Raw genomic sequence first — 15,923 nt, 5'->3', positions numbered from 1 at the left:
GCTGAGCTGTCGGAACCGTCTCACCGGACCGTCTCACCGGAACCCCTCTCCGCGGCACCCGTGGCGCTCGGTGCGACGGCGTCCTAGTCTGGTGCTCTCCTCATCGGCGAGGGCGGGACCATGGTGTGGATCGTGCTTCTGGTGGCTCTGCTCGTCGGCGTGCTCGCGGCCTGGGTGCTCCTCCGGCGGGCTCGCTCGTTCCCGCGCGCCCGTCCCTCGTCGAAGCCTGCGGCACCTGAGATCGACCCCTTCGAGATCCTCGCCCTGCAGCTGCGCCTCTCGACTCTCGCCACGCAGATCCAGCGCATCGAGCACGACGAGACCTCTCTGGCCCGGGCCCACCACCTGCGGGCCACCCAGTACGCCTACGACGCGATCCTGCGTCAGGCGTGCCTGCTCGTCGGGCTCGACGACCAGTCTCGGTCACCGGCGACAGACGAGCTGGTCAGCGACACCTGGGTGGTCGACGAAGACGAACGGATGCGGCAAGAGCTCGAGCTCTGCGCAAGAGGCTGGTCGTGGTGACAGCCACCCGCCTGGGTGCCGTCACGCAGGGATGTCGCTGACCTGCCAGCCCCGCACGACGGGTACTGCCCCGCCGGCTGTCTCAGACGCGACCAGCTGGTCGTAGGAGGCGAGGTCCCGCGGACGCAGCAGCACGGCCAGCTCGACGCCCGTCCCGTACGCAGGCGTCGCGAAGACCGCCCTGTGCACGTGGCACCATTCCCGCAGGACGTTCTCGAGGCGCCCCGCCGACGCGTGGTCCGTCTCGAGAACGACCTCGACCCGGGGCTCGCGAGCAACGACGGTCGCCCTGTCGAGCACCTCGCTCACCGACGACGAGTAGGCCCGGACGAGGCCACCAGCCCCGAGCAGGACGCCGCCGAAGTACCGGGTGACCACCACGACCACGTCGGTGAGCCCGCGGTGCCGCAGGACCTCGAGCATGGGCACACCGGCGGTGCCCGACGGCTCGCCGTCGTCCGACGAGCGCTGCCTGTCGGCGCGCTGCCCGACGACCAGCGCCACACAGCTGTGCCGGGCGTCCCAGAGCTCCTTGCGGACAGCCGCGACGACAGCGTCAGCCTCCTCGACCGACTCCACGTGCGTGGCCCGGGCGATGAACCGCGACTTCTTGATGACGAGCTCGTGGACCGTCGTGCCCTCGACGGTCGACGGCAGCACGAGGTCTGCCGGAAGGTCTGCGGGCAGCTCGAGGCGAGGGGTCGGGTCCACCGGGCGAGCCTACGCGGGCTCGCGCAGGCCCGTGCAGGACCGGGTGGCCCCGGGTGCGCCATCCACGGGCTCGTCCGAGACTGGAGTGGACCCATCCACCGGCGGAAGGAGCACACAGTGCCACGCGAAGACCCAGGACCGAGCGTGAAGGACCCCGAGCTCTACGAGAAGCTCCGCGACGAGGGCAGCTCGAAGGGCAAGGCCGCAAGGATCGCCAACGCGGCCGCGCGAGACTCGCGGTCGCAGGTCGGCAAGCGGGGCGGCGACTCTCCGCCCTACGACGAGTGGACCGTCGCAGAGCTCCGCGGCCGTGCGAAGGAGATCGGGCTGACCGGGTACTCCTCGATGCGCAAGGCCGAGCTGATCGAGGCCCTGCGCAGCTGAGGGCCAGCTGAGGACGCTGCTGCACCGTTGAGCTGAGACTGCGTTCAGCTGAGACTGCGTTCAGCTGAGTCTGCGTTCAGCTGAGTCTGCGTTCGGCTGCCGCACCGTTTGGCTGCCGCACCGTTCAGCTGCACCTCCGCGCAGCCGGATGACCGCCGTGGCTCCCCGCAGCTGTCTTCCGTCCAGCCCTCCGCAGCCCTCGACGGACGCGTCCACCACCCAGACGCGACGAAGGCTCCGACCGTCTCGGTCGGAGCCTTCGTCGTCAGGGGGGTCTGTGACCCTTCACTCCCGGGTCAGGAGGACTTCTTGGCCTTCTCGTCAGCCTTCTCGGCTGCACCGACCTCGGTCGTCTCGTCGGCGGTGCTCAGCGAACCACCCGAGGACTCCAGGTGGGCGCGCACGAACCAGTGGAACAGCTCGAGCTCGTGCAGGTGACCGATGAGCAGGTCGTTCGTGACGTCGTCGAGCTCTTCGACGTCGGTCGCTGCCTTGCGGTGGTCGGTGATGACGCCCTGGTACACCTCGTCGAGGGCACCGAGGTGCGCGATCGTCGTGGCACGGCCGAGGGAGTAGTCGTCCCAGGAGCGTTCCGACACGATCACTCCGGGCGTCCCTCGGGGGGCGACACCGAGGGTCGCGATGCGCTCGGCTGTCGCGTCGACCATGAGGCGGACGGCGTCGACCTGCGGGTCGAGCATCTCGTGGACCGCGATGAAGTGCGGGCCCACGACGTTCCAGTGGATGTGCTTGAGCGTCAGCGCCAGGTCGTTCAGGGCGGTGAGACGGAGCTGCAGGATCCGGGCGACCTCCTGGCCCTGCTCAGGCGTGAGCGAGGGGACGGTGTACTTGGGCAGTTGCTTGCGAGCCATCATGTTCGCAGTCCTCCAGACGTGATCCGATGGGTGGTGAACCACCTGTCTCCATCGTGCACCTGGACGGCGGACTTCGCAGAAGTTAGGCGCGCTGCCCTGACGCATCGTGGCCGGTGGGGAGCCCGTTCCGCAGCAGCAGGGCCAGCGAGAGAGCGGCGACAGCCCCCAGCACGGCGAACCACGGCCAGGTCATCGACGACGTCGAGCCGGACACTGCCGTGAGCGCACCAGCCAGCAGCGCGACCAGCTGGCCGACGAGATTCAGCACGGCCGCCCGGCGCCCCTCCGTGACGAGGACCGCGGCCTCGACCTGGGTCCGAGGAGCAGCGACGGTGGCGAACCAGCTGAGCCTGAGGACCGCATGGACGAGGACCATCAGCACCGGCGTCCGCCACGTGTAGCCCGCGGGAGCGGTCAGCACGAAGGGGAGCAGCATCAGCCCGACGGCGATGGCCCCGAGCCCGTAGCCCGGTCGCCGGGCGTTGGCGACGGTCCCGGCTGCGAGCCCGAGTGCCGCAACCGTGACGAGCGCAGCCGAGACCTCGCTGCCGGCCATGCCGACGAGCAGCCCGGTCAGGACAGCGACCCCGAGCGCGACGTGGAGAGCCCAGCCGGGCACAGATCGACCGATCTCGATCTCTGCGCCCTTGCGTGTGCGCGGGGCGGGTGCGGAGCTGGTGCCCGTCATGGCCGCGGTCTTCTCGGTCCCCTCCGACCGCCGGCTCACGAGTGCCCCCGCACGGCCCTGGCACGGGCCCGCAGCGCGATTGACGGATCACCCGACGCCCACCGCAGCACCGTGACCCCAGACCTCGAGAGCTCGAACAGCCTGTCGCGTCGAGCGATGTCGGTCAGGCGCCACGCGTGCACCTCGCGACGGTCGAGCCCACGCAAGATCTCCTCCGGGAGGGTGTCGACGGCGACCACCTCGTGCCCCTGCGCGCTCCACCGGAGCGCGATCTGCGAGGCCGAGTCGTCGAGGAAGGTCGAGAACAGGTAGACCATGGAGCCCGTGGGGATCTGCGGGGGTCGCTCACGATGCCGAGGCGCCCCGGCCGGCCTGGCCAGCGCGAGGGCGTGCACCACCCGCTGCAGATGACGCTTGCCGCCCGACATCGGGACAGGGGTGTGGAGACGACCGAGGTCTTCGAAGCCCAGCCTGTCGCCGCCGTCCACGACGACAGTGGCGATGGTCGCGGCAGCCTCACGGGCGATGTCGAGAGACGTCTGCACGTCCGGGGCGGTCTCGCGGTACCCGCCCCAGGTCGCGACCTCCGGGCCCACGTCGTCACGCGAGTCGACGACGATCACCACGGAGGCCTCCGAGGCCGCGAAGGTCCGCCGGACGTAGAGCTCGCTCACCTCGGGGGAGCGACGCGCGGTCGTGCGCCAGTCGACACGGCGGACCGAGTCCCCGGGACGGAACAGGGCGATGTCTCGCAGCTGAGACCCGTCACCAGGGCGCCGCGAGCTGTGCGGCCCCGTGAGACCACGCAGCTGGGACCTCACCGGGACGACGTCGAGCCTGCGCACGCGCGGCAGCACGAGCACGTGGTCCGGTGCGACGTGCGAGGCGTCGAGGAACCAGCCGCCCTCGTCTGCCAGCGGCACGGCGTCGATGCTGAACAGCTCACGAGGTCCCGTCCGGACCGACGGCGTCGTCAGGTCGACCGTCCGCGCGCCGCCGGGAACAGCGACGAGCGCGTCGAGCGGTTCGTTGCCCGGGCTCGAGGCCTGCACCCTGACGACAGAGGCACCGTCCGGGACCTCGAGGGTCAGCGCGACGACCAGCTCGCGGTCGCGCACCGCGGTCCCACCGGCGACAGTCGTCACCCGGACCGGGCCCGTCGGGCGGTTCGCCGCGGCCCAGACCGCCGAGAGCACGAGGGGCACGGCGAGGGCGACGACCTGAGGCCGCCCGAAGACGAGGCCCACGCAGACGAGTACCAGGCCGGTGAGAGCACTCACGACCACCACGGCGTCGCGCTCCCACCGGGCCGGCGCAGAAGAGCGGGCGGCTGCGGCCTGCTCGGCCCCGCCCCTCGTCATCACCCCGCCGCTCGTCATGGCCCCGCTGCTCGTCACGGCCGTACGGACGCGCTGTCCGCCCCGGCCACGGTCGCAGGACCCGCGACCTGGTCGAGCAGGCTGATGACGAGGGTCTCGGTGCTCGTCCCCGCAGCCCACGCAGCAGGGCTGAGCGTCAGGCGGTGCGCGAGGACGGGGACGGCGACGGCCTTGACGTCCTCGGGGAGCACGTAGTCACGTCCGTCGATGACTGCCAGGGCGCGGGCGACGAGCATGAGCGTCTGCGAGCCTCGCGGCGAGGCCCCGACCTCGAGGTCGGACAACGAGCGCGTCGCGGCAGCCAGGTCCACGCAGTAGCGGATCACGTCGGGGTCGAGCGTGACGTCTTCGACGCCCGACTGCATGGCGAGCAGCGTCTCGGGCGAGACGACGGCCTGGACCGGGCTGAACTCCTGGCGACGGTCGAGCCTGCGGTTCAGCACGTCGAACTCGGCCTCGCGGTCCGGGTAGCCGACGGCGAGCCGCACCATGAACCTGTCGAGCTGGGCCTCGGGGAGCGGGTACGTGCCCTCGTACTCGACAGGGTTCGACGTCGCCATGACGTGGAACGGCAGGGTGAGGGGGTACGTCGTCCCGTCGATCGTCACCTGGCGCTCAGCCATGGCCTCGAGCAGCGCCGACTGCGTCTTGGGGGCGGTGCGGTTGATCTCGTCCGCGAGGAACAGACCGGTGAAGACCGGGCCCGGCCTGAAGACGAACTCGCGCGTCGCCGGGTCGTAGACCGTCGAGCCCGTGATGTCGGCCGGCAGCAGGTCCGGCGTGCACTGGAGGCGTGCGAAGTCGAGACCGAGGGCCGACGCCAGGCTGCGGGCCGCGAGCGTCTTGCCGAGGCCTGGCACGTCCTCGAAGAGCACGTGCCCGCCTGCCAGGATCGCCGCGAGGGCTGTCCGCAGCGGCTTCTCCATCCCGACGACCACGGTCCCGACCTCGGCGAGGACCCGGGCAGACAGCTCGGAGATCTCGGAGACCTGGAGGGAGGTGGGGGCAGGTGCGGAGGTCATGCGGCGCTCCTCGTGAGGGTGGGGGTGCTGGGGTGGGGAAGACGGTGTGCTGCGGGCTGTGCTGGTGAGGCCTGCTGGGGTGTCGAGGCTCGCCGGGCTGTGCGACGGTCGTGACACATCAGGTCGACCTCGGTGGTGCGGTGCCTGCTGGGTCGATCTCCGTCAGCCGGTCGATCGCTCGCAGCAGGTGGGGGAGCGTCGGCTTGTCGAGGGAAGACTCGACGAAGGCGTACGTCTCGTCGCCCAGCAGCCTCCGCGCGGCGGGTGCGTCGGCGGGGTCGTCGAGGTCGACACCGAGCAGCCGGAGCCTGGTGCTCGCCGTCGCACGGACCGCGCGCACAGCCCGTGGCGAGACGGCGTCGTCCTTCGACAGCAGCGTCCAGGACAGGTTGGAGACGTCGTCGCGTGCGCCGTCCTTGACCGAGACCTCGGTGCGGGGCCATCGCGGCGACCGCGGCTCGGGCTGCCCGACCACGAAGACCGTGACCGCGACGGCTGCGAGGAAGGCCATGAGGGTGTGCGCCAGGTCGGTCCCCGCGGCGAGCAGCAGCATCGCCGCGACTGCGGCCTCGATCGCCACGTAGACGGCCAGGCGGATCATGCGCCGTCCTCCGTCGATCGGCGAGCCGGCAGCTGGCCCCCCGGAGCGGGTCGTCGCGCCGGACGGCCAGGACCGCCTGCGCCACCAGGTCCGGCAGGCCCACCAGCTCCAGCCTGGCCGCCCGGACCTCCGTTCTCCGCAGATCCCGACGACCGGAGGTCCTCCACGAGTCGCTCGAGAGCATCGGCAGCCGTCGCACCCTCGGCAGGGGTGATGCGGTGCTCGGTGAACCTCGCGCGGTGGTACAGCCGGAGCAGCGTCTGGACGTCCGCAGGCCTCGCGGACGTCGTCCCGAGGACCGCGACGGTGAACTCTGTCGGTGTCTGGGCGGGCGTCCGGGCTGTCCCGCTCTCCTCAGCGGCGCGCTCGAGCGCGACCCAGGCTGCCACCACGTCGTCGGTGGGGTCGGTCGAGGCGCGCAGCCGCTGGGCGGCGAGCCCGGCCGCCTCTTCGAGGGCGGCGACGGGGACGACGGCAATGATCGCCGACGCGCCGTCTCCGACGACAGGGTCGGGTTCTCTCTCGCCCCGGTGCCACGGCGGCAGCCGGCGCCGGACGACCTTGCGGACAGCCGCGACGATCGCGGCGAGGAGCAATATCCCGAGGATGACCATGAGGACCGTGCTCGCGCCGTCGCCCTGGTTCTCCCGCTCTTGCAGGAAGTCCTCTGGGGTCGGTTCCGGAGAAGGTGTCGCGGTGATCTCCTCGAGCGGCGCCATCGTCACCGGGACGGGGTCAGGCTCGGTGACCTGCCACGGACCGCTGAGCGCAGACCCGACCACGACCAGCAGCAGGAGCAGGGCCGCGAGCGCTGCGGCGGTCGCGGGACCACGGCGCGGCCGACTGGCACCGGGCCGTGGTGCTCGCGCCTGCGCGAGGAGGCTGCTCGCAGGCGCTGAGGTGCGGTTCTGCTGGTGTGGTGACGTCATCGTGGCGCCCACCTTAACGTGCTACGGGCCACAGGGCTGGAGGCCGGAGACGGCGTGGGGGTCCTCCCCGGTCGCTGCCCCGAGCGGAGGCCGGTGCTGCGCTCGGCCGCGTGGCGGTGTCACGAGCGCTTGCGTCCTAGGACGAAGGCGCGCATCCGTTCTCTGCCGACCGTGGCGATCGCGGACAGCGGTATCCCGGCCGGGCAGACGATCGCGCACTCGCCGAAGGTGGAGCAGGGCCCGAAGCTGCGCTCGGCCTCGTCGATCATCGCGACGGCTCGTGAGGATCGTTCCTGCTGGGCCTGCGGCAGGAGCGCGAGGTGCTGGAGCCGTGCCCCTGTGAAGAGCTGGGCGGAGCCGTTGGGGCAGGCTGAGACGCACGCGCCGCAGCCCGTGCAGGCGGCGAAGTCGAGTGCGGTCTCGGCGGTCGCCGTGGTCACGGGCAGCGCGTCGGCGTCGGGCGCGGTGCCTGCGTCGACCGAGACGTACCCGCCCGCCTGGATGACCCGGTCGAGGGCGGACCTGTCGACCACGAGGTCTCGGACGACCGGGAAGCCTGCGGAGCGGAACGGTTCGAGGACGATGGTGTCTCCGTCGGCGAAGGACCGCACGTGCTGCTCGCAGGCAGGGGTGTTGTCGAGGGGGCCGTGCGGGGAGCCGTCGACGTCGATCCCGCAGCAGCCGCAGATCCCCTCGCGGCAGTCGGAGTCGAAGGCCACGGGTTCGAGGCCCTGGGTCACGAGCTGGTCGTTGAGCCGGTCCAGGAGCTCGAGGAGCGTCATCTCAGGGGTCGCGTCCGTGACGAGGTAGGTCTCGAAGGATCCACGGGCGCGTGCCGACTGCTGGCGCCAGACCCTGAGTGTGAGCCTCACGTGTAGCTCCTCGTCTGCAGCGGGACGGCGGTGAAGGTCAGCGGTTCGTCGTGGCGCACGAACCGTCCGCCGTCCTCGGGTGGTGTGGTGGGTGACTCCCAGCCGGAGACCAGGCACCAGGCGTCGTCGTCGCGGCGGGCCTCGCCGTGGTCGGTCACGTGGTCGGCGCGGAAGTGGGCTCCGCAGGACTCGTCCCGGTCGAGGGCGTCGAGGCACAGCAGCTCTGCCATCTCGAGGTAGTCGGCGACCCGGCCTGCGCGCTCGAGCTCTTGGTTGAGCTGGTCGCCCGCGCCCATGACCCGCACGTCGCGCCAGAACTCGGCGCGCAGCGCGCGGATCTCCTCGATGCCCCGTGAGAGCCCTTCGGGGGTGCGGGTGACGCCTGCACTTCTGTAGAGGATCTCGCCCAGCTGCTGGTGGAACCTGTCTGGTCCCCGGGTGCCCGTGCTCTCGAGGAGGCGGGCGATGCGTTCTTCGACGGTCCGCAGCGCGTCGGTCACGGCGTCGTCGTCGTGCGGCAGGACCGGGGTGCCGAGCAGGGGTGCGAGATAGCTGGGCACCGAGTAGGGGAGCGTGAACCATCCGTCGACGCAGGCTGACAGGAGGGAGTTCGCGCCGAGCCGGTTCGCACCGTGGTAGCCCCAGCCGGCCTCGCCGCCGACGAAGAGACCTGGGACCGACGTCATCATGTCGTAGTCAGACCACAGGCCGCCCATCGCGAAGTGGGCACCGGGCGCGATCCGCATCGGTGTCTCGAAGGGGTCGTCGCCGGTCGCGCTCTGGTACATGTCGAAGAGGTTCGAGTAGCGCGCGTGGACGACGTCCCGTCCGAGGCGTGCGAGGGCGTCCGAGAAGTCGAGGTACACGGAGTTCGCGAGCGGGCCGACACCGAAGCCGGCGTCGATGCGTTCCCGTGCCGCCCTGGAGGCGACGTCGCGGGGGGTGAGGTTGCCGTAGGTGGGGTAGCGACGCTCGAGGTAGTAGTCCCGCTCGGCCTCGGGGATCTCTCCGGGCGCACGGGGGTCGCCGGCGACGAGAGGGACCCAGATGCGTCCGTCGTTGCGCAGCGACTCTGACATGAGGATCGTCTTGGACTGCCACTCGCCCGAGAGCGGCAGCGCGGTGGGGTGGAACTGGACGAAGCAGAGGTTGGAGACGAGGGCGCCGCGCTTGTGCGCGCGCCACACGGCCGTCGCGTTGGAGCTCTTGGCCAGGGTGCTCTTGTGGAAGATGTTCCCGTACCCACCCGTGGCGAGCACGACGGCGTGCGCCGTGACCGCTCGGACCGCGCCTGTCACGAGGTCTCGCACGACGATCCCCTGGGCGCGGCCGTCCGCGACGACGAGGTCGAGCATCTCGTGGCGGGTGTGCAGCGCGACCGTCCCACGGTCCACCTGTCGCAGCAGAGCGGCAGCGCCGGCGACCTGGAGCTGCTGGCCGGTCTGGCCTCGTGTGTAGTAGGTGCGGGAGACCTGGACGCCCCCGAAGGAGCGGGTGGCCAGGCTGCCGCCGTACTCCCGGGCGAAGGGGGCACCGATCGCCGTCATGTGGTCGACGACCCGGACCGACTCTTGCCCGAGCCTGAAGGCGTCTGCCTCGCGGCCGCGGAAGTCACCGCCCTTGATGGTGTCCTTGACGAACCTGGAGACCGAGTCGTTGTCGACCGAGCGCGCCCGCGCCGCGTTGATGCCGCCCTGGGCGGCGACGGAGTGCGCCCGCCGCGGGGCGTCGTGGTAGGTGAAGCTCTCGACGTCGTACCCGAGCTCCCCGAGTGCCGCGGCTGCGCCCGCGCCGGCCAGGCCGGTGCCGACGACGATGATCTTCAGCCGGCGGCGGTTGCTGGGGCTGACGAGGTTGTAGTGCAGCCGTCGGTCGTCCCAGGCACGCTCGGGCTGGGTACGCGGGACGTTGCCGTCGATCGCGTCCCCGATGATCCGGAGCGTGTCGACGTCGAGGACACCGTCTCCGGTCTTCTCGTGCGTGGTCATGAGACGGCTCCTGTCAGGACGGCGAGCGGGATGAGTGCGTTGCCGAGCAGCAGCGCGAGACCGACGACGCCGGCGAGCGCTGCGGCCACCGCACGCAGACGCCGGCCCGTCCCGCCGAGGTCGTTGACGACGCTCCACAGGCCGTGGGCGACGTGGAGCAGGAGCACGACCATCGCGGCGACGTAGAAGAGGGCGACGACCGGTCGCTCGAAGCTGTGGACGAGGTTGTCGTAGGCGTTGCCGTGCTCGAAGCGGTCGCTGGCCACCGGTGCTGCTCCGACGGTGAGGTCCAGGACGTGGAAGACGACGAAGAGCAGCAGGACCGTGCCCGTGACCATCATGGAGCGGGCCTGGAACGCCCGGACTCCTCGGAGCCGCCTGCGCGGGTAAGGACCGCGGGCACGACGGGCACGGCCCCGGACGACGACGGCCGCGCAGACGTGCACGACGAGGCAGAGCGTGAGGACAGCCCGGAAGATCCACACGAACCAGCCCTCGGGCACGAGGGGCGCGAGCAGGTCGCGCTGCAACCAGAAGGCGTAGTGGTTGAGCTCATCCTTGCCGAGGAACACCTTGAGGTTGCCGAAGAGGTGGAACACGGCGAAGGCGACGAAGACCGTGCCTGTCACGGCGAGCGCCACCTTGAGCACCCAGGTGGGGGGGAGAGGCTGACGGGAGGTGACAGGACGAGCTGAGGAGCGCGCCCGTCGGTCGACGGTTCTGACGGGGTGGCTCACGCAGCAGGACCTCCTGGTCGGCGAGCCGCCCGTCCGGAATGTGACGTGGCTCCCGGTCAGCGTAGGAGTGGCGTGACCTGCAGCAGTGGGACGAGAGTCCTGGTGCGCGGTGGTGCGGGGTGGTGCGCGGTGCGGTGCTGTGCGGTGCTGAGCGCCGCCTCCAGCTACGCCAGCAGCGACACGGCGTGCTGCCCGGCGACCGCCGCGGCCAAGAAGGCCGCAGGGTCCTGAGCCGTCCCACGCCCCATCGTCGACAGGCGGACCGGTGAGCCCTCGAGGGCGTCTGCGAGCGCCTGGGTCGCCTCGACGTCGACGAGGGTGTGCCGGGCTGTCGCGCTGGCGAGGGTGAGCGCCTGCTCGCGGACCCTCGCCTCGAGCGCGCGCGGGTCGTGGCCGGTCTCGGCGAAGCTGTCGGCGACCTGGCTGAAGCCCGGGACGGGGACGTCGGCCCTGAGCAGCGCGACCCGTCCGTAGGCGGTGAGGGAGTGGTGGGAGATCCCCTGGTGGCGGGGGCGGGGGTCGGCCCCGGACACCCGCAGGGAGGCGACGGGGCGTCCGCCGAGGGTGGCTGCTGCGTTGACGGCCTCGCCCGCGGCGACGCCGGAGAACCCCCAGCGGGTGCCTGTCCCGAGGTTCCCCGGTCCCTGGGCGACGACGGCGAGGTCGGCGTCGAGGACGTGGCGGGCGGCGAGGAGCCCGGTGTGGACAGTCACGGCCTCGTGGTCGCCGCCGTAGGCCTGGCCGACGGTGACGGTGGCGTCGGTCCATCCTGCCTGGCGCAGGGTCGAGACCGTGCGGGAGAACCAGGCGGGGAGCGCGCCGCCGTCGGTCATGACGTAGACGATGCGCGGCTGCGTGCGTCCGAGGACCTCGGCGTGGTGGCGGGCGCCGGCGATGATCGCGGGGAGCGCGGAGTGGAGGTCGGCGACGACCACGGGCATGGCGTCGAGGTCGTCGGCGTCCTCGAGCGTCTCGTGGTGGGGCGACTCCTGCTCGTCGATGCCGAGCACCATGGTCTGGTGGGGTGTGTAGCGGGCCTTGACGAGGTGTCCGGGCCCGTCGGGAACCGATGCGCGGGCCACCTGCTGGTCGTCGCTCGGCAGGACGGCGACGACGAGGGCGTAGCCACCGGTGCCCAGGCCCCGGTCGAGGGCCGTGGTGTTGAGCAGGACGTGGTCGCCGACCGTGGTGGGTCCGACGAGGGCCGGGTAGGCGAGCGCACGGAGGGTGCGGGGCGCCTCGGTCGAGCCGTCGGGCGCGGTGCTCGGGTCTGTGGTGACGGTGAGCTCGAGCGCCCCGTCCCAGCTGTTGCCTGTCGAGAGGATGCGTGCACCGCGCCAAGTCATCACGGGTCAGACGCTACTCGACGTCGCGGGAGGCCGGTGGTCCACAGCCTCCCTCTGGTCTCCTCACCCACCACGGCCGTCTCGTGTCGGGCGTTGTGGGCGCGTGGCGGGCGCTAGCGTAGGGGCGTGCCTGCGACCACCCCACCTGCTGCCCGACTCCTGAACCTCGTCATCGCGCTCATGAACACGCCGTTGCGCATGACCAAGGACGACGTCCGCGCATCCGTGGCGGGCTACGACGAGGCGGCGACGACCGAGGCCTTCGAGCGGATGTTCGAGCGTGACAAGGACTCCCTGCGTGCCCTCGGCGTCCCGATCGTCACGGTCGACTCGGGCGGGCACGCGCAGGACGTGGGGTACAGGATCGACAAGGACGCGTACGCCCTCGAGGAGGTCGACCTCACCCCGGCCGAGCTCGGTGTGCTCTCCCTCGCCGCCCAGTTCTGGCAGGACAGCGCTGTCGCGGTCGACACGACGAGGGCGCTGACCAAGCTGCGGTCGGCGGGGGAGTCGGCCGAGCTCGGCGAGGCCGCGGACGCCGTGGCGGGTCTGGCGCCGCAGGTCCGCTCTGTCTCCGACGCCTACGAGACGCTGCTCGACGCCGTCGTCGAGCGTCGCGCGGTCACCTTCACCTACAGGGCCGCGAGCACTGGGCAGGTGCTGCGCCGCACCGTCGAGCCGTGGCGTGTGGTCGTCCGTGACGGCGGCTGGTACCTCCTCGGGCACGACCAGGACCGGCGCGCTGCACGCGCCTTCAAGCTGACCCGCGTCGAGGGGCCGGTGCGGGCCACCGGACCGGCCGGCGCCTTCGACATCCCCGCTGACCTCGACGCCGACGCGCTCATCGGGCTGCGCCGTCCGGCGCCGCTGCGCTCGGCCGTCCTCGCGCTGCGGCCCGAGCGTGCCGGTGCGCTGCGTGCCCGTGCGCGGGTCCACGGCGACGAGACCGTTGGTGCGGTGCCAGGCCGGGACGTCGTCGTGGTGGACTTCACGTCGGTGAGGACGATCGCGGACGAGGTCGCCGGGTACGGTGACGCTGTCGTCGTGCTCGACCCCCCGGACGTGCGTGCCGCCGTGATCGACAGGCTGCTCGCCGCGACCAGACTCACCGGACCGACCGAAGGAGCGCACCGTGGCTGAGCGGGCGACAGAACGCTTCGTGCGCCTCGTCGGTCTGGTCTCCTTCCTCGAGGCCTCGGGCCCCGTCCCCGTGGACGAGCTCGCGCGGCACTTCGGTGTCACCGCGAAGCAGATCCTCGCCGACGTCGACACCCTGTGGGTGTCGGGGACCCCGGGCTACTGGCCGGACGACCTCATCGACTTCGACGCCGACTCCTACGACCGCGGCGTCGTGCACCTCACCGAGGCCCGCGGCATGACCCGCCCGCTGCGGCTCGGCACCCGGGAGGGCATCGCCCTCATCGCCGCGCTCCGGGCGCTGCGCGAGGCCGTGTCGGCCTCGGGCGACGACGAGCAGGCGCGGGTGGTCGAGTCGGCCCTGACCAAGCTGACCGTCGCCACGGGGGACGCGGCGTCAGCGCTCGACGTCCGCGTGACGGTCGACGCGTCGCAGGAGGTCCTCGCGGCGATCCGGTCTGCCACGACCACGGGCCGCAGGCTCCGGATCGACTACGTCGACGCCTCAGACGTGACGACCCGACGTGTCGTCGAGCCCTTCCGCCTGGTCCCCTCGGACGACGTGACGTACCTGCACGCGTGGTGCCTGGACGCCCAGGGGGAGCGGACCTTCCGCACCGACAGGATCCTCGCGGCCGAGGTGGTCGACGAACCTGTCACGCACACCGCCGGCCGGTCCGAGGGGACCCGCGCCTACAGGCCCGCAGGAGACACCGTCGTCGAGCTCGTGCTCTCGGCCCAGGCGCGGTGGATCGCCGAGCAGGTCCCCGTCGAGTCCGTGACGAACATCGACGAGACCCGCTTCGCCGTGACGCTGCGCGTCGCGAACCCGTCGTGGTTGCGCCTCTTCCTCCTGCGCAACGCCCCGCGGCTCATCGCGGTCGGGCCCGACGAGGTCCGCGAAGACGTCGCGGTCGCCGCACGACTGGCCCTCGCGGAGTACGAGGCGCTCGGGTTGCACGGGGACGAGAGCGCCGAGGGTGGCGAGAGCGCTGGCGTTACGCAGGGCACAGCCCGCGTCGAGGGTGCTGCCGGTGCCGACGGCCTCGACGGTGCCAGCAGGACAGACGGGGCCGCTCAGGACGTGCAGCCCCCCGTCGGGGCCTAGGCTGGCTCGCATGTGGTTCTGGATCTGGTTCGTCCTCGTGGTCGCCGCCCTCGCGGGTGCGGTCCTGCTCGCGCGCTCCCTCTGGCGGCGCCTGCGCCGCACGGCACGTACAGGCGGTGAGGCCCTGTCCACCCTCGAGAGGTTCGCCGAACGGGTCGAGGCCCTCGAGGGCATCCCGGTCGGGCCAGAGCCGCGAGGCGTCGACGTCTTCGCCGACGCGGCCGCCCGCCACGACCTCGCCGAGCTCGTCGCGGACCGCCGTGCGCGGCGTCGCAGCCGGCGCCGCGCACGCTACGCCGCAGACGCGGACCGCTACGAGACGTGGCGCACCATCGACCTCTGACGATGTGCCAGCGGCATTGAGCACGGGCCTCGCGTGGTGCAGACTGAGTGAAGCGCTTCGACGAAGAAGCGCCTGCACCAGGCAGATACTTCGGGCAGGTACCCTTCGCAGTGCGTCACCGGATCTACGATGGAACGACCACGCCCACACCAGGAGGCACCCATGTTTGGGAACGCTGTCAAGCCCACGCACCTGCTCATCTTGCTCATCATCATCGTGCTGCTCTTCGGGGCGAAGAAGCTCCCGGACCTCGCCAAGAGCGTCGGCCAGTCCCTGAAGATCTTCAAGAAGGAGATGAAGGAGCTGACCGAGGACGACGACAAGCCCGCGCCGACAGTCCAGGTCGTCACCCCTGAGCAGGGCGCAGCCACACCCCCTGTCACCCCCGTGGACGTCACCGCCAACCCGCCGCGGACACCGTCCGGGAGCACCACCCCGCCGCAGGCGTGAGCGTGGCGCAAGGCTCCCGCCGGTCTGAGGAGCGCGCCGAGAAGCTGGCCGCGAAGGGCAAGATGCCCCTGCGCGGCCATCTCCTCGAGCTCCGCCGGCGACTCTTCCTCGCCGCCCTCGGCATCGTCGTCGGTGCCGTCGGCGGCTGGTTCTTGTACGACCCTGTGTTCAACCTGCTGCAAGAGCCTCTTCTCGACGCTGCCGCGCGCCTCAACCAGCCGATCAACATCAACTTCGGCGGCATGGCCACGGCCCTCGACATGAAGATCAAGATCTCGCTGTTCATCGGCGTGATCATCACCAGCCCGTGGTGGCTGTTCCAGCTGTGGTCCTTCATCACCCCGGGGCTGACCAGCAAGGAGAAGCGCTACACCTTCGGCTTCCTCGGCTCGGCGGTCCCGCTCTTCCTCGCCGGCGCCTTCATGGCCTGGATGATCCTGCCGCACGCCGTGAAGATCCTCACCGACTTCCTCCCCGAGGGTGCGACGAACTTCCAGGACGCGCAGACGTACCTGAGCTTTGTCATGCGTCTGCTGCTCGCCTTCGGCCTGGCCTTCGTGCTGCCCGTCGTCATGGTCGCCCTGACCTTCGCGGGTCTGGTCCGAGCCGAGACCTGGGCGAGGGGGTGGCGATGGGCCATCGTCATCGCCTTCACCTTCGCCGCCGTCATGACCCCGACCCCCGACGCGCTCACCATGATCCTCGTGGCGCTGCCCATCGTGATCTTGTACTTCGCGGCCCTCGGGGTCTGCGTCCTGCGAGACCGCGCGGTCGACAAGCGCACGGCTGAGCGCGACGCCGAGATCGACGCGTACGACGTCTGACCGT

General features: G+C 71.3%; 18 protein-coding genes. 7 read left to right on the top strand and 11 right to left on the bottom strand.

The features are described 5' to 3' along the window. Nucleotides 1–132: 132 nt before the first annotated feature. Nucleotides 133–525 (top strand): hypothetical protein, encoded by a 393-nt coding sequence (locus tag ASG53_RS11290; RefSeq protein ID WP_156382756.1) that lies wholly within the window; start codon nt 133–135, stop codon nt 523–525. Between the two features lie 21 nt (nt 526–546). Here the strand turns inward: ASG53_RS11290 and ASG53_RS11285 are convergent, their stop codons facing one another. Then, complete coding sequence (locus ASG53_RS11285; RefSeq protein ID WP_056132849.1) at nt 547–1,236, bottom strand: YigZ family protein; 690 nt, start codon at nt 1,234–1,236, stop codon at nt 547–549. A gap of 117 nt (nt 1,237–1,353) precedes the next feature. Here ASG53_RS11285 and ASG53_RS11280 point away from each other — a divergent pair, with 117 nt between their 5' ends. Next, the gene (locus tag ASG53_RS11280) at nt 1,354–1,620 is read left to right on the top strand and encodes a DUF7218 family protein (RefSeq protein WP_056132846.1); all 267 of its coding nucleotides are present in this window, start codon (nt 1,354–1,356) and stop codon (nt 1,618–1,620) included. A 296-nt stretch (nt 1,621–1,916) separates the two neighbouring features. Here ASG53_RS11280 and ASG53_RS11275 read toward each other — a convergent pair whose 3' ends face one another. The 10 genes from ASG53_RS11275 to ASG53_RS11230 form a co-directional block, all read right to left on the bottom strand. Further along, nucleotides 1,917–2,492: a Dps family protein gene (locus tag ASG53_RS11275; protein ID WP_056134170.1), complete on the bottom strand. Its 576-nt coding sequence runs from the start codon at nt 2,490–2,492 to the stop codon at nt 1,917–1,919. Between the two features lie 85 nt (nt 2,493–2,577). Further along, nucleotides 2,578–3,183 (bottom strand): hypothetical protein, encoded by a 606-nt coding sequence (locus ASG53_RS11270; RefSeq protein ID WP_056132843.1) that lies wholly within the window; start codon nt 3,181–3,183, stop codon nt 2,578–2,580. A 35-nt stretch (nt 3,184–3,218) separates the two neighbouring features. Next, nucleotides 3,219–4,562, bottom strand: a complete 1,344-nt coding sequence (locus ASG53_RS11265; RefSeq protein WP_082543981.1) for a DUF58 domain-containing protein — start codon at nt 4,560–4,562, stop codon at nt 3,219–3,221. Between the two features lie 14 nt (nt 4,563–4,576). Then, entirely contained in the window at nt 4,577–5,584 is a 1,008-nt protein-coding gene (locus tag ASG53_RS11260; RefSeq protein WP_056132841.1) for an AAA family ATPase, read from the bottom strand. A 118-nt stretch (nt 5,585–5,702) separates the two neighbouring features. Next, a complete protein-coding gene (locus tag ASG53_RS11255) occupies nt 5,703–6,185 on the bottom strand; it encodes a hypothetical protein (RefSeq protein WP_056132838.1) in 483 nt (160 codons plus the stop codon). After that, entirely contained in the window at nt 6,182–7,114 is a 933-nt protein-coding gene (locus ASG53_RS11250; protein ID WP_056132834.1) for a DUF4129 domain-containing protein, read from the bottom strand. Before ASG53_RS11250 ends, ASG53_RS11255 begins: the two co-directional genes overlap by 4 nt. Nucleotides 7,115–7,233: 119 nt before the next feature. Continuing rightward, nucleotides 7,234–7,986: a succinate dehydrogenase/fumarate reductase iron-sulfur subunit gene (locus ASG53_RS11245; RefSeq protein WP_056132831.1), complete on the bottom strand. Its 753-nt coding sequence runs from the start codon at nt 7,984–7,986 to the stop codon at nt 7,234–7,236. Next, complete coding sequence (locus ASG53_RS11240; RefSeq protein WP_056132829.1) at nt 7,983–9,974, bottom strand: fumarate reductase/succinate dehydrogenase flavoprotein subunit; 1,992 nt, start codon at nt 9,972–9,974, stop codon at nt 7,983–7,985. Before ASG53_RS11240 ends, ASG53_RS11245 begins: the two co-directional genes overlap by 4 nt. Beyond that, a complete protein-coding gene (locus ASG53_RS11235; protein ID WP_235533908.1) occupies nt 9,971–10,603 on the bottom strand; it encodes a succinate dehydrogenase in 633 nt (210 codons plus the stop codon). Before ASG53_RS11235 ends, ASG53_RS11240 begins: the two co-directional genes overlap by 4 nt. Nucleotides 10,604–10,875: 272 nt before the next feature. Further along, nucleotides 10,876–12,060: a DUF3866 family protein gene (locus ASG53_RS11230; RefSeq protein ID WP_056132823.1), complete on the bottom strand. Its 1,185-nt coding sequence runs from the start codon at nt 12,058–12,060 to the stop codon at nt 10,876–10,878. Between the two features lie 123 nt (nt 12,061–12,183). Here ASG53_RS11230 and ASG53_RS11225 point away from each other — a divergent pair, with 123 nt between their 5' ends. From ASG53_RS11225 to tatC, 5 genes are all read left to right on the top strand, one after another. Beyond that, the gene (locus ASG53_RS11225) at nt 12,184–13,197 is read left to right on the top strand and encodes a helix-turn-helix transcriptional regulator (RefSeq protein ID WP_056132820.1); all 1,014 of its coding nucleotides are present in this window, start codon (nt 12,184–12,186) and stop codon (nt 13,195–13,197) included. Next, on the top strand, nt 13,190–14,302 hold the full coding sequence (locus tag ASG53_RS11220; protein WP_235533907.1) for a helix-turn-helix transcriptional regulator: 1,113 nt from the start codon (nt 13,190–13,192) through the stop codon (nt 14,300–14,302). Before ASG53_RS11225 ends, ASG53_RS11220 begins: the two co-directional genes overlap by 8 nt. A gap of 10 nt (nt 14,303–14,312) precedes the next feature. Then, the gene (locus ASG53_RS11215) at nt 14,313–14,645 is read left to right on the top strand and encodes a hypothetical protein (protein ID WP_056132819.1); all 333 of its coding nucleotides are present in this window, start codon (nt 14,313–14,315) and stop codon (nt 14,643–14,645) included. Between the two features lie 162 nt (nt 14,646–14,807). After that, nucleotides 14,808–15,095 carry a Sec-independent protein translocase subunit TatA gene (gene tatA / locus ASG53_RS11210; RefSeq protein ID WP_056132815.1) on the top strand — a complete coding sequence of 96 codons (288 nt, stop codon included), beginning with the start codon at nt 14,808–14,810 and terminating at the stop codon, nt 15,093–15,095. A gap of 62 nt (nt 15,096–15,157) precedes the next feature. Next, nucleotides 15,158–15,919: a twin-arginine translocase subunit TatC gene (gene tatC / locus ASG53_RS11205; RefSeq protein ID WP_056134162.1), complete on the top strand. Its 762-nt coding sequence runs from the start codon at nt 15,158–15,160 to the stop codon at nt 15,917–15,919. The last annotated feature ends 4 nt before the right edge of the window (nt 15,920–15,923 follow it).

Origin of the sequence: Sanguibacter sp. Leaf3 (genome assembly GCF_001425965.1) — a bacterium.
Taxonomy (GTDB): domain Bacteria; phylum Actinomycetota; class Actinomycetes; order Actinomycetales; family Cellulomonadaceae; genus Sanguibacter; species Sanguibacter inulinus.
This window is presented reverse-complemented; position numbering and strand designations above follow the sequence as displayed.